13 protein-coding genes and 1 pseudogene are annotated in these 16,411 nt (G+C 65.4%); 11 read left to right on the top strand and 3 right to left on the bottom strand.

What is annotated here, in order from left to right; genetic code table 11:
* A pseudogene (locus tag ACKUB9_RS17415) lies at positions 1-623 on the bottom strand (hypothetical protein); the annotation flags it as partial.
* A 628-nt stretch (positions 624-1,251) separates the two neighbouring features.
* Between ACKUB9_RS17415 and ACKUB9_RS17410 the strand changes: the two are divergent.
* Positions 1,252-2,385, top strand: a complete 1,134-nt coding sequence (locus tag ACKUB9_RS17410) for an FAD-dependent monooxygenase (protein ID WP_407524439.1) — start codon at positions 1,252-1,254, stop codon at positions 2,383-2,385.
* A 12-nt stretch (positions 2,386-2,397) separates the two neighbouring features.
* Here ACKUB9_RS17410 and ligD read toward each other — a convergent pair whose 3' ends face one another.
* Complete coding sequence (gene ligD / locus ACKUB9_RS17405; protein WP_407524441.1) at positions 2,398-3,294, bottom strand: non-homologous end-joining DNA ligase; 897 nt, start codon at positions 3,292-3,294, stop codon at positions 2,398-2,400.
* A gap of 1,377 nt (positions 3,295-4,671) precedes the next feature.
* On the opposite strand from ligD, the gene ACKUB9_RS17395 reads away from it, so the two are divergent.
* From ACKUB9_RS17395 to ACKUB9_RS17370, 6 genes are all read left to right on the top strand, one after another.
* Positions 4,672-5,277 carry an efflux RND transporter periplasmic adaptor subunit gene (locus ACKUB9_RS17395; protein WP_410825847.1) on the top strand — a complete coding sequence of 202 codons (606 nt, stop codon included), beginning with the start codon at positions 4,672-4,674 and terminating at the stop codon, positions 5,275-5,277.
* A gap of 1,120 nt (positions 5,278-6,397) precedes the next feature.
* Positions 6,398-6,667 (top strand): hypothetical protein, encoded by a 270-nt coding sequence (locus tag ACKUB9_RS17390; RefSeq protein WP_407524445.1) that lies wholly within the window; start codon positions 6,398-6,400, stop codon positions 6,665-6,667.
* An 837-nt stretch (positions 6,668-7,504) separates the two neighbouring features.
* Positions 7,505-8,356, top strand: coding sequence for an amidohydrolase family protein (locus tag ACKUB9_RS17385; RefSeq protein WP_407524447.1), 852 nt, complete (start codon positions 7,505-7,507; stop codon positions 8,354-8,356).
* A gap of 196 nt (positions 8,357-8,552) precedes the next feature.
* Positions 8,553-10,460, top strand: coding sequence for a potassium transporter Kup (locus ACKUB9_RS17380; RefSeq protein WP_407524449.1), 1,908 nt, complete (start codon positions 8,553-8,555; stop codon positions 10,458-10,460).
* Positions 10,461-10,667: 207 nt separating this feature from the next.
* Positions 10,668-11,573 carry a DnaJ C-terminal domain-containing protein gene (locus ACKUB9_RS17375; RefSeq protein ID WP_407524451.1) on the top strand — a complete coding sequence of 302 codons (906 nt, stop codon included), beginning with the start codon at positions 10,668-10,670 and terminating at the stop codon, positions 11,571-11,573.
* Complete coding sequence (locus ACKUB9_RS17370) at positions 11,570-11,839, top strand: chaperone modulator CbpM (protein ID WP_407524453.1); 270 nt, start codon at positions 11,570-11,572, stop codon at positions 11,837-11,839. The genes ACKUB9_RS17375 and ACKUB9_RS17370 overlap by 4 nt, the downstream gene beginning before the upstream one ends.
* 312 nt (positions 11,840-12,151) lie before the next feature.
* Here the strand turns inward: ACKUB9_RS17370 and ACKUB9_RS17365 are convergent, their stop codons facing one another.
* Positions 12,152-12,928 carry a GntR family transcriptional regulator gene (locus ACKUB9_RS17365; protein WP_407524455.1) on the bottom strand — a complete coding sequence of 259 codons (777 nt, stop codon included), beginning with the start codon at positions 12,926-12,928 and terminating at the stop codon, positions 12,152-12,154.
* Between the two features lie 142 nt (positions 12,929-13,070).
* Between ACKUB9_RS17365 and ACKUB9_RS17360 the strand changes: the two genes are divergently transcribed.
* The 4 genes from ACKUB9_RS17360 to ACKUB9_RS17345 are packed head-to-tail and all read left to right on the top strand — an operon-like array spanning position 13,071 to position 16,386.
* Complete coding sequence (locus ACKUB9_RS17360; RefSeq protein ID WP_407524457.1) at positions 13,071-14,084, top strand: TRAP transporter substrate-binding protein; 1,014 nt, start codon at positions 13,071-13,073, stop codon at positions 14,082-14,084.
* A 13-nt stretch (positions 14,085-14,097) separates the two neighbouring features.
* A complete protein-coding gene (locus tag ACKUB9_RS17355) occupies positions 14,098-14,541 on the top strand; it encodes a type II 3-dehydroquinate dehydratase (protein ID WP_407524459.1) in 444 nt (147 codons plus the stop codon).
* A 23-nt stretch (positions 14,542-14,564) separates the two neighbouring features.
* Complete coding sequence (locus ACKUB9_RS17350; protein WP_407524461.1) at positions 14,565-15,074, top strand: TRAP transporter small permease; 510 nt, start codon at positions 14,565-14,567, stop codon at positions 15,072-15,074.
* A gap of 31 nt (positions 15,075-15,105) precedes the next feature.
* Positions 15,106-16,386, top strand: coding sequence for a TRAP transporter large permease (locus ACKUB9_RS17345; protein WP_407524463.1), 1,281 nt, complete (start codon positions 15,106-15,108; stop codon positions 16,384-16,386).
* Positions 16,387-16,411 lie beyond the last annotated feature (25 nt).

The following is a 16,411-nucleotide window of genomic DNA, read 5'->3' as shown; positions in this document are numbered from 1 at the left end:
TCGATGCCCACGCCATCGGTGTAGATGTCGAGGTTCTCGATGACGTCACCGCTCTTCGCGTAGATCGTCCCATTGTGGCGCGTCAGGGGCGCCGAAGGCGCGGCCACGATCGGTGCCGCCGGAACCGGCGGAGGAACGACCGCATCCGGAACGGCCGATACCGGGTTGATGATTGCGGTTGCTGGAACCGCCGCGTTCACCGGGTCGACGGACGCCGTCGCCTCGATACTCGTCGGTGCAGTCGGTGCGGAGTGAGCCACGTCCGTGCCGGAGCCGGCCGCTGGCGTGCCAGCATCCTCATCGGTGGGCGGGCTGTCGATCGCCGTCTCTGCGATGGGATCCGTGGCCGGCGTGGTGAAGCTGTCGGACCGTCTGCCGTGGCGATGCCGAGAGCCATGGCTGGAACCGTGCCAGTGCTGTCTGACATCGTTCGCGGCGCCTGCATGGCTGGGCCAGCTGACAACAGCCGCCGCAGCGGCTGCGTCCGGGGTCGATCCGGCACACGGATCGGACCGATGGCCGTCCCGATGCCGAGAACCATGGGCGGAGCCGTGCCAGTGCTTCCTGAGGTTGTTCCAGAAGCCGTCGAACGCATCCGTGTAGTCGCGAGACGTAAACCGCATCGTTTTCCCTGGCATGTCGATGAGCCCCAGCCGGCCGGCCGCGAGCGTTCATCCCCACCGCCGCAGGCAGCAGGGCGCTGATCCGTGCAGGACGCACGGCATTCCGACACACGCTCTCCCGTGGGAGAGAGGCATCGCGTCGAACTTGTATGGCAGGTGGGCGCAGCACCCAGAACGGGGCGGCCAGTTCTGTACTTACCAGTACAAACTCATCTACTGCGTATAAGCTCGTACATACTTGAGCGTATCCGCTGAGAATTCTATCAAATCATATGGTTAACATATGGTTAACGCTGCACGCCAAGGTTGGACTGGAACGTGGCATCCTGACGAACGCTTCGGATCCCAGCCGGGCTACCTGATGGTGGCAGTGGCCTACGCTCGGCGGTGCTCCGAACTCGCCGGGACGAGCGGGCTCGGGCGGGCGAGCCGGGAGGCCGCTTTGCGGCTGTCACTCCAGCGGCTGATCGCCGGCGTATGACCATCGACGAATCACCCGAGCGCTGTCGTTCGGACACGGCGGACGCCCTGGGCTCTCCTAACGGCAGCCGGGCGGCTGCGTACACGCCGTCGCGGATCGTGCATAGGGAGCTGTGTCGGGGCATCGACGGGAGCAACGCGAAGCCAGATGAACACGCAACGTGCCGACCACGTCCTCGTCGCGGGCGGCGGGATCGCTGGTCTTGCGGTCAGGCGAGCCCTGCATCAGCGGGGCATCCCCTCCCTCACGCTGGAGCGGCGCGGGGCTCCGACGGATGCAGGGCTGGCCATCAACCTGCCCGGCAACGCGGTTCGCGCGCTGGCCCGGCTCGGCCTGCTGGATGCCCTTCGAACGGTCGGTGCGCGGGTGCGTCGGCGCGAGTACCGGACCGAGCGCGACCGCCTCCTGTTCGCCGTGGACGAGGAGGCGTTCTGGGGTGTCGAGACAGGCCCCCATTGTCTGCGTCGCACCGACCTGCTGCGCATGTTGCAGCTCGGTCTCACCCCCAGCGACATCCGTCGAGGCGCCGGCATCGTTGCGGTGCGGCAGATCCCGCACGGGGCCGAAGCCGAACTTGAGGATGGGACGATCGAGGCCGGCGGGCTGCTCGTCGGTGCGGACGGTGTTCACTCGCGGGTCCGCCGCAGCCTGTTCGAGGATCGGGGTCTCGGCGCGGCGGTGCTGGCCACGCAGAGCTGGCGGTTCATGGTGCCCAACCCGGGGGTCGAGGCCTGGACGCTCTGGGCCGGGGCCGGCGCTCTGTTCCTGCTCATCCCCGTCGATCGCGGCGAGGCCTACGGATGGGTCTCGACGAGCGCGGGTCTGGACGCGGGCCTTGATCCGAACGTGTTGCGCCGTGCCTTCGCATCCTTTCCCCGTCTGGTCCGCGACACGCTCGATGTCGCCCTGGCGCAGCCCGCATCGATCTACCACTCCCCGCTGGAGGAGGTCCGCCTTCCGGCCTGGACCCGCGACCGGGTGGTCTTGGTGGGTGATGCGGCCCACGCGACCGCGCCGGTCTGGGCTCAGGGCGCGGCGCTCGCGCTGGAGGACGCGCTGGTTCTGGCGGGCTTGGTGGCCGAGCGAAGCGACTGGCAGCGCATCGGATCGGACTACGAGAGGCTGCGCCGGCCGCGGGTCGCGCATGTCCAGGCCATGACCGATCAGCTGTCGCGCACCGCGCGGCTGCCGAGTTGGGCGAGGACCATCGTGCTGCCGGTTCTTGGGCCGCGCAGCTATCGCGCGACCTACGGCCCACTTCGCCGATGGGATGACCGGTGATGGATCAGGGCATCATTCCATCTGCGTTGGTAGCCGCTGTTCGATCCCCAACCCAGGCATCTGCGGCAATCCATTCGTGAGCACATCGTGGACCGTGTAGGCTTGGGCCGATGGAGCGCGTGCGAGTTCCTCCCAACTGAGCGGCATCGAGATCGAGGCGCCGGCCTTGGCTCGCGTCGAGTAGGGCATCACGGCCGTCGCGCCCCGTTCGTTGCGCAGGTAGTCGATGAAGATCCGTCCAGCCCGTTCAGCCTTCGCCATTGCGGACGTGAACCGGTCCGGCGCCTGCTTCTCCAAGGACTGCGCCAACCGCTTGGCCCAAGCACTCGCGGCCGGCCACGTCGCTCCGGTCAACGGCACGACCACATGAACGCCCTTCCCGCCCGACAGCATCGGCCAGGAGGTCAGGCCATCCTCCAGCAGATGGTCGCGAATGAGCAGAGCCGCATCCACGACCGCGCGGAACGGCACGGAGGGATCGGGGTCGAGATCGAACACGAGGCGGTCCGGCTCCTCAAGCGCGCTGGCACGCGCTCCCCAGCCGTGGAGTTCAAGGGCTCCCAGTTGCACGCAGGCCAGTATGCCGGCCAGATCGTCCACGTAGAGGTGGGCCCCAGTCTCGCCGGACGCCTCGGTGAGGCTCACCGTCCGTATGGCCTCCGGCAACCCGGGAGCGGCGTGCTGTTGAACGAAACAGGGAGCATCGACGCCGCGCGGGCAGCGGATCAGTGTCAGCGGCCGACCGGCGATATGAGGCAGCATCACCGCTGAGACGTTCTCGTAATAGGCCACGAGTTCGCGCTTGCTGACCTTGGCCTGCGGGTACGGCCGCCGGTCGGGGCTGGTGATCCGCACCCCATGCGAGAGGATCGCGTTGGCCGCTGGGCTTGCCCGCTTGGTGGTTCGCATCGTCACCCCTCGACGCCTGACACGGCGGCGTGGGCGCCTGCCGGCCGTCCGGTGTCAGTGTTCAGATGTCCGGCTTCTCGGCGACGACCAGAGCGATACGCACAGCCGAGGTGCCGGGCCGCTCAGATTGTGCTCCCGCCACAGCCGGCATCTCGCCCGCCTTCTGCACGGGGCGCACCTGCGTTTCCGCCTGCGATCGGTTCAGAACGGGTCACAGACCTGAAGCGTCTTGTCGCGCGCCGCAACGCGAACGTCCGGTTGTGATAGCTGTTCGGACGGACGATTGCATGACTGTGTTTCCTGTCGCAAGCTGCGAGAGGCACAAGCGTCAGGCACCACTCGATCGGCGAAGGTTTGCATTGTTTGGCCTGCATACTGCTCTGCGAACTCAGCGCAGGTGGGCTGCCTTGCCAGGATCGTGCTGAGAACTGATCAGCCGCCGAGAGATCGGGGCTGTCCGGCATCGCGCGCAACCGTCGCGCTTAGGCCTACCGTTGGAGGATAACCGCGGCGGGTCGAGATCTGTGCTTTGCATGTGTGATCGTCTATAGATGGATGTGCCCGCAGGCGCATCGGCAACGGTTGACCGTTGCGGGCTCTACGCGGACGACGAACGACGAGCTGTCGCCGTGTCATGACCGATCTGGCCGACCGCGACCTTGAACCCATCAGCCTGACGGCCAAGGTTCAGGCCTGTGTCGTAATGGCGGTCCTCATCCTTGGCGCGGCAGCTCTCTGGTACGGCCGTTTCGCCCGTGTCGAGCCGATGCCCGCGCTGACGACCGACTCCACCTTCGTGCCGCCGCGCAGCAACGGCTTCATCCTCACGGAGGCACAGCTCGCGACCCTTTCCACCGAAACGGTCGTGCAACGCCAGTTCTACGAGGAGATCGCGACGGAGGGCAAGATCAGCGTGGACGAGTACCGTGCGACGCCGGTCTTCTCGCCCTATCCGGGCCGCATCGTTCAGATCTTCGGCCGCACCGGCGAGCGTGTCGAGCAGGATCAGCGCCTGTTCTCGATCCAGGCCAACGAGATGGTGCAGGCGCAGAACGATTACCTCGCCGCCCTCAACGTCCTCAACAAGAGCCGCTCGCAGTTCAACTTCGCCACCTCGGCCGAGAAGCGCCAGCGCGACCTGTTCGAGACGCGCGCCACCACCCTGCGCGAGCTGCAGAGCGTACAGAACGACCTGACCAGCGCGACCAACGACCTCAAGACCGCCGAGGTCGGGCTCGAGGCCGTGCGCAACCGGCTGCGGATCCTCGGTCTGACCAGCACGGACATGGGCGCGCTGCAGCGGAAAGGGGCGATCAACCCCGAGACGACCATCAACGCGCCGCTGAGCGGGACGATCATCCAGCGCAGGATCGGCNCATGGGCGCGCTGCAGCGGAAAGGGGCGATCAACCCCGAGACGACCATCAACGCGCCGCTGAGCGGGACGATCATCCAGCGCAGGATCGGCCCCGGGCAGTACGTGACCACGGGCGGCTCCGATCCGTCCTACGTCATCGGCGATCTCTCGAAGGTGTGGCTGGTGGCCCAGCTGCGCGAGCCGGACGCCCCCAAGATCAATCTCGGCGAACTGATGCGCTTCCGCGTGCTGGCCCTCCCGGACCGCACCTTCGAGGCGCGGGTGAACTACATCGGCGCGTCGGTCGATCCGGCCACCCGGCGCATCACCGTGCGGGCGGAGGTCGACAACCCGCAGCTTCTGCTCAAGCCCGAAATGTACGCGAGCGTGCGCTTCATCACGGAGCGCGACGACGCCTTCCTGTCGGTGCCGCGCGCGGCGGTGATCTACGAGGGTGACCAGGCGAACGTGTGGGTGCTGGGTGAGGGCAACGCGGTCGAGAGACGCCGGATCAAGCCCGGCATCCTGAGTGGCGGCACCGTGGAGGTGCGCGACGGCCTCAGGGAGGGCGAGCGGGTGATCGCGAAGGGCGCCCTCTTCGTCGACCGCATGGCTCGCGCCGACTGAGGCCGGCAGCCCAGCGCCGCACCGGCTCGATCGCGGTGGTGGGGTGGCCCGGTTGATCGCGGTCCGGGCGCGAGGTTCATCTGAGCGATCGGAAGGCTGACCGGCCCGCGGTCCGGTCCGACGCGTGCCGCCGAGGGTGCGGGCCTCCTCCGAGAGGCTGGCGAGGCGGAGCGCGCTCCGGGAAGCTCTCCTGATCGTCGCCCGTGAAGCCGTGGCAGTTGGGTCCATCGTCGGCCCGGGCACGAGGCGCCCCGGCGGTACGGACGGTGGGCGAAAGCACGGGGCGCGATCGCGTGACGCCGTTTTCGGTCTCGCCCCATTGTACAGCGGAAGGCCGAACAGTCGTGCCGCGCAGCGGCAAGCATCATTCATTCGAATGACGAGGGTCAAATCGGTTCCCATTGCACGCAATGAAAGCGAAGCCGTTCCGGGAGTATCAAATATCTATCTTCCAGCGAGTATTCTTCCATGTCATGATCGTTAGGCTTTAGGAAATTCAGCGCCTGCTGCCAGAGTGGGCGACGGCGATCATTCAGGGAGACTTGCGAACGCAAGTTGGTCTCAGTGTTATTTGCGCAATGAGTTTGAGATTTCTTTCAATGATACAACTATGATTTTATAAGAATGGCTGTTTTCTGACTTCTCTCTGAAATTGGCGCCTAAATATGATTGATGATGTTGGATTTTGATCTGACAGTTGCTTCGAAGCCAATCACATCAGGCTCTGTTCGGGAGGTCGTCATGTCAAAGCTCACTCTCTTCGTAGCCGCGTTCGCGCTTGCAACAGCGACGTTCTGGATGACGATGCTGACCAGTCCTCCGAGATCAGAAGCCGCAGCATCTTCCGCTCTCACCGGTGCGGAATTGGCGACGGCTGATCATTGTGTCTCCTTCAGCCCCTGTCAGTAGAGTCTGCTATCACAAACTGACCATGTCTCGGCGCAAGGTTTCGCATCGTCGAAGGCGGGGTTGGATTGTCCGCATCGAACGATGGGGTGCAATCCTTGCCCTCGGTGCAGCCAGCCTGCTGGCTCAGGTGCGGCCGGGCGATGTCAGCCTTGCCGCGTCAAGTCACGACTCAGACCAATCACCGCGGTTCGTCCTCGAACGGGTGGCGTGCGTGAGCGGCTTGCGCGCGCTCGTCACCCGCTCCGATCATCGTCCGCGCTCCGCACCGGCCGTGATGTCTCTTCTGCGCGAGGAGCAGAGCGCACTGCTTGAGGTCTGCCGGGCCACCGACGCGGAGGCGGCTCTTGAGGCGGAAGAGGACGCGCGATGGTTGTCCGGCTGCCGTGTGACGGGAGCGCCTCCGGGTGCCTCGTGCGAGCGGCTGCTCGAGGAGCTTCACCTCTATCGTCCCGCCGCCGCGTCGAGGAACGACGTGCTTTAGCGCCGTTTCCGCTCGTCATCCCTGCGCACGTGGACCGTTGCAGACCGGCGAGATGTCCGGGACGAGCCGCTTCATCTCCGGCCAGCAAGGGGATGGTCCAGACGCCACGAGGCACCGGGCACCCGGGCCGCCGGCCCCGGAGTTGAAAAGGCCGGGGCTTTTCCACCACCACGGACATGACGGGGCGGATGGCGCTGCTCCTGCGGCGCTGTTGGAGCCGATCTCGGACCGCCCCCGCCCGGGAAGGCCCGGCGGAAGCCGGGCGGCTCGCCGGGTCCCTGGCTGATTGCGGCCTCCAACCCCCGCATGATGGTCGCAGTTCAGTCGGCCCGATCCGAGGATGACATCCGCACGCGCCCGCTCGACCGAAGCGGCTCAGCCCTCGCTGTGCCAGGACCTGGCGGCCGGCCGGTCCGATGCACGCCGCAGCGCGCGGTCGTCGGAAGCTCGGCGCCAGTCTCCAAATCGCTTCGCTGGCGAAGCCATGTGAATGCGATCACCGCATCCGGTCCCCAGGCAAGACGCGCAACGACAAGGCGTTCATCGACGAGGTCATCGGCGCCATGACGATGCCCCGATGCAGCCGGTGCGCGTTGTCGCGCTAGGAGATCATTCTGCGTCGCACAGGATGTCGGCGCCGTCCCAGGATCTGCCGCGAGCCTTCGATGCAGCGTGGTTCGGCAGCTCGGGTTAGGATCGCCACGTCACGAGTGAGACCGGGAGGAACTCACGAGCCGCTTTCCGCACCGAAGACGTGACGTCCTCATCGGGGGCGCGGCGATGGCAGCCGGAATGTGGGGAGGCATGGGCAGCCGGCCTCTGTCAGCGCAGCACACCGTGCGCTACTCCAGCGGCAGTCAAGCACCGACGTTCCGTGCGCCGGCCGGCACGACGGACTGTCACTTCCACATCTACGACAACCGGTTCCCACCCGCTCCAGGGGGACTGCCGGCGCCGGATGCCTCACCGGCCGATTACCGCGCCCTCCAGGCCAAGATCGGCACAGCCCGCGGCGTCATCGTCCAGCCGTCGCTCTACGGTGTCGACAACCGCCCGACGTTGGAGGGCCTGGCGGCGCTTGGCCCGAACTTCCGCGCCGTTGCTGTCGTGAACACCTCCGTGACCGATGCAGATCTGCGGCGCATGCACGGGCTCGGCGTGCGTGGGATCCGCTTCAACCTCGCGCAAGCCGGTGCCACGACACTTGAGATGCTGGAGCCGCTGTCGCGCCGAGTCGATGAACTCGGCTGGCACTGTCAGATCAACATGCCGGGCGACAAGATCGTCGCGGCAGCCGACACGTTCCTGCGGGTGCGCGGCAAGCTGGTGTTCGACCACCTGGCACACTGCCCGCAGCCGGCCGGCATCGACAGCGACACGTTCAAGCTCATCCGCCGGCTTCTCGACCAGGGCAACACGTGGGTTAAGCTGACCGGGGCCTACGCGGACACGAAGGTCGGTCCGCCGACATATGCGGACACCAGTGTCGTGGCGCGCGCTTTCGCGGTTGCGGCCCCGACGCGCGTCGTCTGGGGCACGGACTGGCCGCATCCGACCGAGAAGGCGGACGCCAAGCCCGACGACGCGCTGCTGCTCGACCTGTTCGCCGCATGGATCCCGAGCGAGAGCGCACGCAAGCGCATCTTGGTGGACAATCCGGCTGAGCTCTACGATTTTCCGGGGAGTTGATCGGGCTGCTGGCGATGGATGCGGCTCTCCGGTTCGCACATGTGACAGGAGGCCGTTCTTCCACACCGTGTCGGCTCCGCACGCGGCCCTTGCCAGACTGTGGCGGTCCGGTGCGGGACGTCGAACGATCTCCCTGCTTCCGACGTTGAAGCCCACCTCCAGGCTCGCCCTGCAGCTCGGGTAGGGAGCAACGCCGATGCAACCGACTGCAACGACCGACCTTGCGGCGCAAGCACCATTGCCAGCGAGCACCGAGCACGGCTCGCAGACAGGCTTCTGGGCGCTGACCCTCGGCTCTGTCGGCGTGGTCTACGGCGACATCGGCACCAGCCCGCTCTACGCCCTCAAGGAGTCGCTGCATGCGGCCTCCGGCGGTCATGCCCTCACCCGCGAGATGGTGTTCGGCGTCGTCTCCCTGATCCTCTGGGCGCTCATCCTGATCGTCACGCTGAAGTACGTGCTCATCGTGATGCGGGCCGACAACAACGGCGAGGGCGGCACCCCCTCGCTCGTGGCCCTCGCTCAACGTTCACTCGGCCACCAGGGCGGCTTCGTCATCGTGCTGGGCATGGGGGGAGTGGCCCTGTTCTACGGTGACGCGATCATCACGCCCGCCATCTCGGTGCTCTCCGCCGTCGAAGGACTGAAGCTCGTCACGCCGGCTTTCGAGGCCTACGTCCTGCCGATCAGCCTCGCGATCCTGCTCGGTCTCTTCGCCGTCCAGAGCCACGGGACGGCGCGGGTCGCGACCTTCTTCGGCCCCATCACGGCGCTCTGGTTCCTCGTCATGGCGGTGGGCGGCCTGAGCCACCTCGCCGATGAGCCCGGCATCGTCGCCGCGTTCAATCCCGTCTACGGCATCGGCTTTCTGCTCGGACACGGCACGGCCGGCCTTCTCGCCCTGGGCGCCGTGTTCCTGGCCGTCACCGGAGCCGAGGCGCTCTATGCCGACATGGGTCACTTCGGCCGCGCACCGATCCGGACGGCGTGGTTCGGCCTGGTGCTCCCGGCCCTCGCCCTCAACTACCTGGGGCAGGGCGCGATGCTGCTCGCCCACCCTGAGCGCATCGAGAACCCGTTCTTCCTGCTCTATCCCTCCTGGGCTCTGCTGCCGATGGTGCTGCTCGCCACCGTGGCGACCATCATCGCCAGCCAAGCCGTGATCACCGGCACCTTCTCGATCACCCAGCAGGCGATGCAGCTCGGCCTGCTGCCGCGCCTGCGCGTGCAGCGCACCTCCGAGACCGAGAAGGGACAGATCTACATCCCCCGGGTGAACTGGTGGCTGCTCGTGGCCGTGATCTTCCTCGTGGTGATGTTCAAATCGTCGAGTGCACTGGCCGCCGCGTACGGCATCGCGGTCACGGGCGACATGGTCATCACCGCGTGCCTGATCTTCATCGTGGCCTGGAAGGTCTGGCGGTGGTCCCCCGCCCTGGCCATGCTCGTGATCGCCCCGTTCCTCCTGATCGAACTGGTGTTCCTGTCGGCCAATGCCCTCAAGCTGCTGCATGGCGGTTGGGTGCCCCTGACGATCGGTGCCTGTCTGGTGACGGCGATGTGGACGTGGCGGCGCGGCTCGGGCCACATCACCGAGGAGATCCATCGGCGGCGTCGGCCCTTGTCCGAGTTCACGCGCATGGCCGAGACCGGCTCGATCCAGCGGGTTCAGGGCACAGCCGTCTTCCTGACCGGAACGCCGGGCGACACGCCTGGCTCACTGATGCACAACGTGAAGCACAACCATGTGCTGCACGCCCAGAACCTCATCCTGAACGTGGTCACCGAGGATCTGCCGCGCGTGCCGGACGCGGAGCGGGTCTCGATCCGGAAGCTGACGGACGCCTTCTGGTGCGTGAGCGTGCGCTTCGGCTTCATGGAACTGCCCGACCTGCCGCGGGCCCTGGAGGCCGCCGGGCTCGATGCGGGGAGCCTGTCCTACTTCCTGACCCGACGGGTTCTGGTGGCCTCGCCGGAGACCGGCATGCCGGTGTGGCAGGACCGGCTCTACATCGCGATGGCGCGGTCGGCGACGGATGCGTCCCGCCACTTCCGCATTCCGGTGGACCGCGCCGTGGAGATCGGTGCGCAGATGAAGATCTGACGCCGAGCGCTGCGTCACGCAGCACCTGCATCGGAGCAGGTGACCAGCAGCCGCTCCGGCAGCGTTGCTCGACGATCTGGAAGTGGCGCATCTGAGCCATTTGCCGAACACGGATGCGATCGCGAGCGCTTCCCGGCCGGCGGCGAGCGGATTATCCAGGCAATCTGGGCACACACAATCGCTCGCGACTGATCGGGGAGGCGGGATTTGAGAGATCCCTACGAGGTCCTCGGCGTGGACCGGACGGCGTCGGCCGACACCGTCAAGAAGAGCTATCGCAAGCTGGCGAAGATGCTGCACCCGGATCTAAACCCGGGCGACAAGGCAGCCGAGACGAAGTTCAAGGACGTGACGGCGGCCTACGATCTTCTGAGCGATCCCGAGAAGCGCGCCCGCTTCGACGCCGGGGAGATCGACGCATCCGGAGCTGAACGGCCTCAGCATCGATACTACCGCGATTTCAGCGGTGAGGATGAAGGGCACGCCTACACGAGCGCCTCTGGATTCGCCGATTTCGCGGACGGCGACGACGCGTTTGCCGAGTTGCTCAGGCGAGCCCAGAGGGCGCGCGCGAACCAGCGCGGTGCCGACCGCCACTATCGGCTGCCCATCAGCCTCGTTGAGTCGATCACGGGCAGCACGAGGCGTGTGACGCTCCCTGAGGGCGACACGCTCGACGTGACACTCCCTGCCGGCATGGTCGACGGCCAGACGCTGCGCCTCAAGGGCAAGGGTGACCTGGGTATCGGGGCGGGTGGCCCAGGCGATATCCTCATCGAAGTGGAGGTCCTGTCCGATCCGCGCTTCTCGCGCGATGGCGACGATCTTCAGCTTGAGGTGCCGATCTCGCTCAGCGAGGCGGTCTTGGGCAGCCGCATCCGCGTCGCGACCCCGACGGGTGATGTCATGATGAGCGTGCCCGAACGGTCGAACACCGGAACGACGCTCCGCCTCAAGGGCAAGGGAGCACCGCGGCGCGGCGGCGGCCGCGGTGACGAGTTCGTGACGCTGAAAGTGGTTCTGCCGAAAGAGCCGGATCCGGAGCTCGAGGCCTTCGTATCGGGCTGGCAGAAGGGCAAGGAGTTCAACCCGCGTGAGGGCGTCCCGTCATGAAGCTGGGCAAGCCGGAATTCCTGCAATCGGTGGGTCTCGAGACCCGGACACTCGACATCTGGATTGAGCAGCGATGGCTCGTTCCCGAGCCGACGCCCTCCGGGCCGACCTTCTCGGATCGTGACATGGCCCGGGCGCGCTTCATCCTGGATCTCAAGGACACCTTCGGTGTGAACGACGAGGGAGTCGACGTCATCCTCCATCTCGTTGACCAGATGCACGAAATGCGGGAGGCGCTGGCGCGGCTGCGGAAGGCCATGCCCTGACGGTGCGGTCCCCGGAGCGTGGTGGTGCATCATGAGCGCTGACGCATCAGGCGGCGGATGCTCCGTGGCAGGAGTTCCTCACCGCAGCGCCCGCACCACACCGCGTGTTCGAGCCGAGCTCCAGGTGTCGCAAGCGAGTAGCCGCCCTCCTCCCCTGCCCGGCTCAGGCACCGCATCCAGAGTCGAAAAAAACAGCGCGCGAGTTCCTGACCCGTTACGGACTTTGCGCTCCACCGCCCCGAGTGGCCGCTTCGAAACAACGACCGGAAGTGCCGGCGGCGTCCGCAGCACCACTGTCCAACCAGGCGGCTGTTAAGCCCGGCCTGAGGGGTTACGCCTGCTGCTCTTGGAGCGTGCCGCCTCACTCGTTCGCCCGCGAGTGGAGGGAGGATTGGCCCAGCTCGGCGAGGGATCCGCAAGTGCATAATCTACACAGTTGTTGATGTGAGAACGCAACACGGTTGCACCCCGCTCCCAGTCACGCTTCAGTGCGCAATCAAGCAATTCAGCGTGTTCTCGGGCGGCCACTTCACCGCGAAAGACAACCGCGATCATCTGATAGCGAAGATATCGATCATAGACTGACGTGTGCGTCGCCATAATAGCGCGCGAGCCACAGGCTTCGATCAAGGCTTGGTGAAACTCGCGGTCGCATCGTTTCCAGAGCTCCGGGTCAACATCTTCTCCCGCAAGCATCTTAGTCTCGGTGACCGACAACTTGTGGTAAGCCGCAACAACGCTGGCCTCCCAGTCGAGGTCGCCGGACTTGATCGATTTCTCCTGAGCATGTTGCTCGATGAGGAGGCGCAGTTCCGCAAGTTCGCGGAACTCCTCCGGCGAGACTGACGCAACTTGGAAACCACGCTGGCCCTCAGCGACGATCAGGCCTTCCGATACGAGACGACTCAGCATCTCCCGCATGGTGCTCACACTGGCACCGTAGCGCTGGCTGAAAGCGTCCAGCCGCAAGCGCTCCCCGGGGGCGAGGCGCCCGAAAATGATGTCCGTTCGAATGCGGCCATAGAGGACCTGTCCGACGGTTTCTCCCGCCGGCCCGCCTGCTTCGCCCAAGCTCACGACCGCGCCCATGCGCGCAATATGGCATCCGGCGACGGCCTAGGCAATTATCGCTTTTCTCCTTCATATGCGGGATTCTCAGACGAAAAGCCGAATCTCATTGCATCCGCCGATGCCCGGCGTTAAGGGGCTAACCCAATAGAGGAGGAAGCCCATGTCTCGACCGCGCGCCCGGCATCTCGTCGCGCTTGTGACGCTTGGCCTGACTGTCGGCTCGGCCCTCGCTCAAGACATCCAAGATCGAACCATCCGCTGGGGCCATCTCAACAACACCGACCATCCGGTCAGCTTGGGCGTGAAGAAGTTCCAGGAGATCGTCGCCGAGAAATCCGGCGGCAAGCTCAAGATCCGGGAATACCCCGCGAACCAGCTCGGCAGCGAAATGCAGCAGCAGTCTGCGTTGCGCGGTGGGACGCAGGAGATGCAGTCGCCCGCGACAACCTCTCTGGTCGGGATCGTGAAGGAGTTCGGACTGATCGACTTCCCCTTCCTCGTGAACACACCCGAGCAGGCGGACGCGCTCCTCGATGGCCCGTTCGGAAAGGCGCTGCTCGACAAGCTGCCTGAGAAGGACTTGATCGGACTGGGCTATTGGGATCTCGGATTCCGCAATGTCACCAACAGCCGCCGGCCGATCGCTAAGGGTTCCGATCTCGAGGGCATCAAGATCCGGGTCATCCCAAACCCCGTCTACCTTGAGACCTTCAAGGCTTTCAAGGCGAATCCTGTCCCCTTGAGTTTCACGGAACTCTACGGAGCTCTTGAGAACAGGACTGTCGACGGGCAAGAGAATCCCTTCTCGGTCATCCTGTCGAATAGATTCTTCGAGGTACAGAAGTACCTCAGTCAGACGAATCACACCTATAGCACCAACATCATCTTGGTCTCGAAGAAGTTCTGGGACAGGCTCTCGGACGCCGAGAAGCGCATCCTGAACGAGGCTGCGATCGAATCTCGCGATTTCCAGCGCAAGGTGAGCCGCGAGGCAGCGGCCAAGGCCGTGGAGGAGCTCAAGTCGAGAGGGATGCAGGTCAACGCATTGGCGCCAGCCGAGCTCGATCAGATGCGGGCGACCACCAAGCCGATCGCCGAGAAATTCTCGGCCGCATACGACCCCGAGCTGGTCACGCTGTTCAATGCGGAACTCGCCCGCGTCCACGGGAAATGAGCGAGTGCCCCCGATGCCTGCTCCCATCTACGTCCTGAATGGTCCGAATCTCAACCGGCTCGGCACACGCGAGCCCGACATCTACGGCCACACCACCTTGGCGGAGGTCGAGACCATGTGCCGGGAAGCGGCAGGCGACCATCCGCTCGTCTTTCGGCAATCGAACAAGGAGTTCGAGATCATCGAGTGGGTGCACGAGGCGATCGATGCCAAGGCCGCCATCGTCATCAACCCGGCCGCCTTCACCTTCTATTCGATGGCCATCATGGATGCGCTGAAGATGGCGTCGGGTCCGATCATCGAATTGCACATCTCGAACGTGCACAAGCGAGAGCCGATGTACCACAAGTCTCTGGTCTCCGCGGTCGCGACAGCCGTGATCGCGGGGCTGGGACCCTACGGCTATGTCGTGGCGATCCAATCCATCAAGCACATCCTCGCCAGCACTCCCGCCTGACGCCGCGCCAGGTTACCACAGCCATGACGACCCTGATCGACGGCTATTTCCGGCTGCTGAAGTTCGCGACGGCCACTCTCCTCGCCATCATGGTGGTGCTGGTCTTTGGCAACGTGGTCCTGCGCTACGCCTTCAATTCCGGAATCACGGTCTCCGAGGAGCTGTCGCGCTGGGCCTTCGTCTGGCTCGTCTTCCTGGGCGCTCTCGTCGGTCTGCGGGAGCGAGCCCATCTGGGGGTCGACACGCTGGTCAAGGCTCTGCCCGTCCGGGGCAAGCGGTTCTGCTACGTGCTCAGCCACATTCTGATGATCTACGCGACCTGGCTCCTGACGAAGGGGAGCTGGCAGCAGATGTGGATCAACTGGGACACGTTCGCCCCCGCCTCCGGCTTCTCGATGGCGTGGTTCTACGGCATCGGCGTGGTCTTCGGCGTCTCGGCCATCGGCATTCTGGCCGGAGAACTGGTCCGGCTCCTGCGCGGCCGCTTGTCGGACGAGGAACTGGTCTCGGTGCGCGAGAGCGAGGAACTGTGATGCGCAAGCCGCCTGCAGGAACGCCCGCTCGATGACCGTCGCGGTCTTCACCGTCTCGCTTCTCGCCGCAATGGCGATCGGCATGCCGATCGCGTACGCGCTGCTGATCTGCGGCGTGGCGTTGATGTGGTACATCGACATCTTCGATGCACAGGTCATCGCGCAGAACGTCATCAACGGGGCGGATTCCTTTCCCCTGATGGCCGTCCCGTTCTTCATGCTCGCGGGCGAGGTGATGAACACCGGCGGCCTCTCGCGTCGCATCGTCAACGTCGCCCTCGCCGCCGTCGGCCACGTTCGCGGCGGGCTCGGCTACGTCGCCATCTTGGCGGCCTGCATCCTGTCAGCCCTCTCGGGATCGGCGGTCGCCGACGCCGCGGCCCTCTCGGCGCTGCTCGTGCCGATGATGGTCGCGGCCGGCCACAGCAAGCTTCATGCGAGCGGGCTCATCGCGGCCTCGGGCGTGATCGGCCCGGTCATCCCGCCCTCGATCGGCTTCGTGCTGTTCGGGGTCGTGGGCGGCGTCTCGATCACGAAGCTCTTCCTGGCCGGCATCGCCCCCGGAATCATGATCGGGCTGGGCCTCTGCGTGGCCTGGTGGTGGGTCGCCCGCAACGACCAGGCCGAGAGCCTGCCGCGTCGCTCGGCGGGGGACCTGATGCGGGCGGTGAAGGATGGCTTCTGGGCTCTGATGCTGCCCTTCATCATCGTGTTCGGCCTGCGCTTCGGCATCTTCACGCCGACCGAAGCCGCGGTCGTGGTGGCGGTCTACGCGCTCTTCGTCGCGGTCTTCGTCTATCGCGAATTGAAGCCGAGCCAGCTGCTCGGCGTGTTCGTGTCCTCTGCGCAGACGACCGCGGTGGTGATGTTCCTGGTCGCGGCTGCCTTGGTCTCGTCCTGGCTGATCACTGTCTCCGACATCGCGACCCAGGTGGTCGATCTCGTCCAGCCCTTCACGGGCAACAAGATCCTGCTGATGTTCGTCCTCATGGTGCTCGTCGTCATCGTCGGCACCGCGCTCGACATGACGCCGACCATCCTGATCCTGACACCGATCCTGATGCCGATCGTCAGGGAGGCGGGAATCGACCCCGTCTATTTCGGCGTCATGTTCATCATCAACAACTCGATCGGCTTGATCACACCCCCCGTCGGCGTCGTGCTGAACGTCGTCTGCAGTGTCACCAAGATCAGCATGGAGGACATCGTCAAGGGTGTCTGGCCCTTCATGATCGCTCAGTTGGTCGTCCTCCTGTTGCTGATTCTCTTTCCCATCCTGGTTACGGGCCCGGCCTACTGGCTCGGGCGGTGAATGCTCCGGCCATCTCGACAACCCG

The sequence above is a fragment of the Methylobacterium oryzisoli genome, assembly GCF_046557895.1.
GTDB classification, from domain to species: domain Bacteria; phylum Pseudomonadota; class Alphaproteobacteria; order Rhizobiales; family Beijerinckiaceae; genus Methylobacterium; species Methylobacterium oryzisoli.
This window is presented reverse-complemented; position numbering and strand designations above follow the sequence as displayed.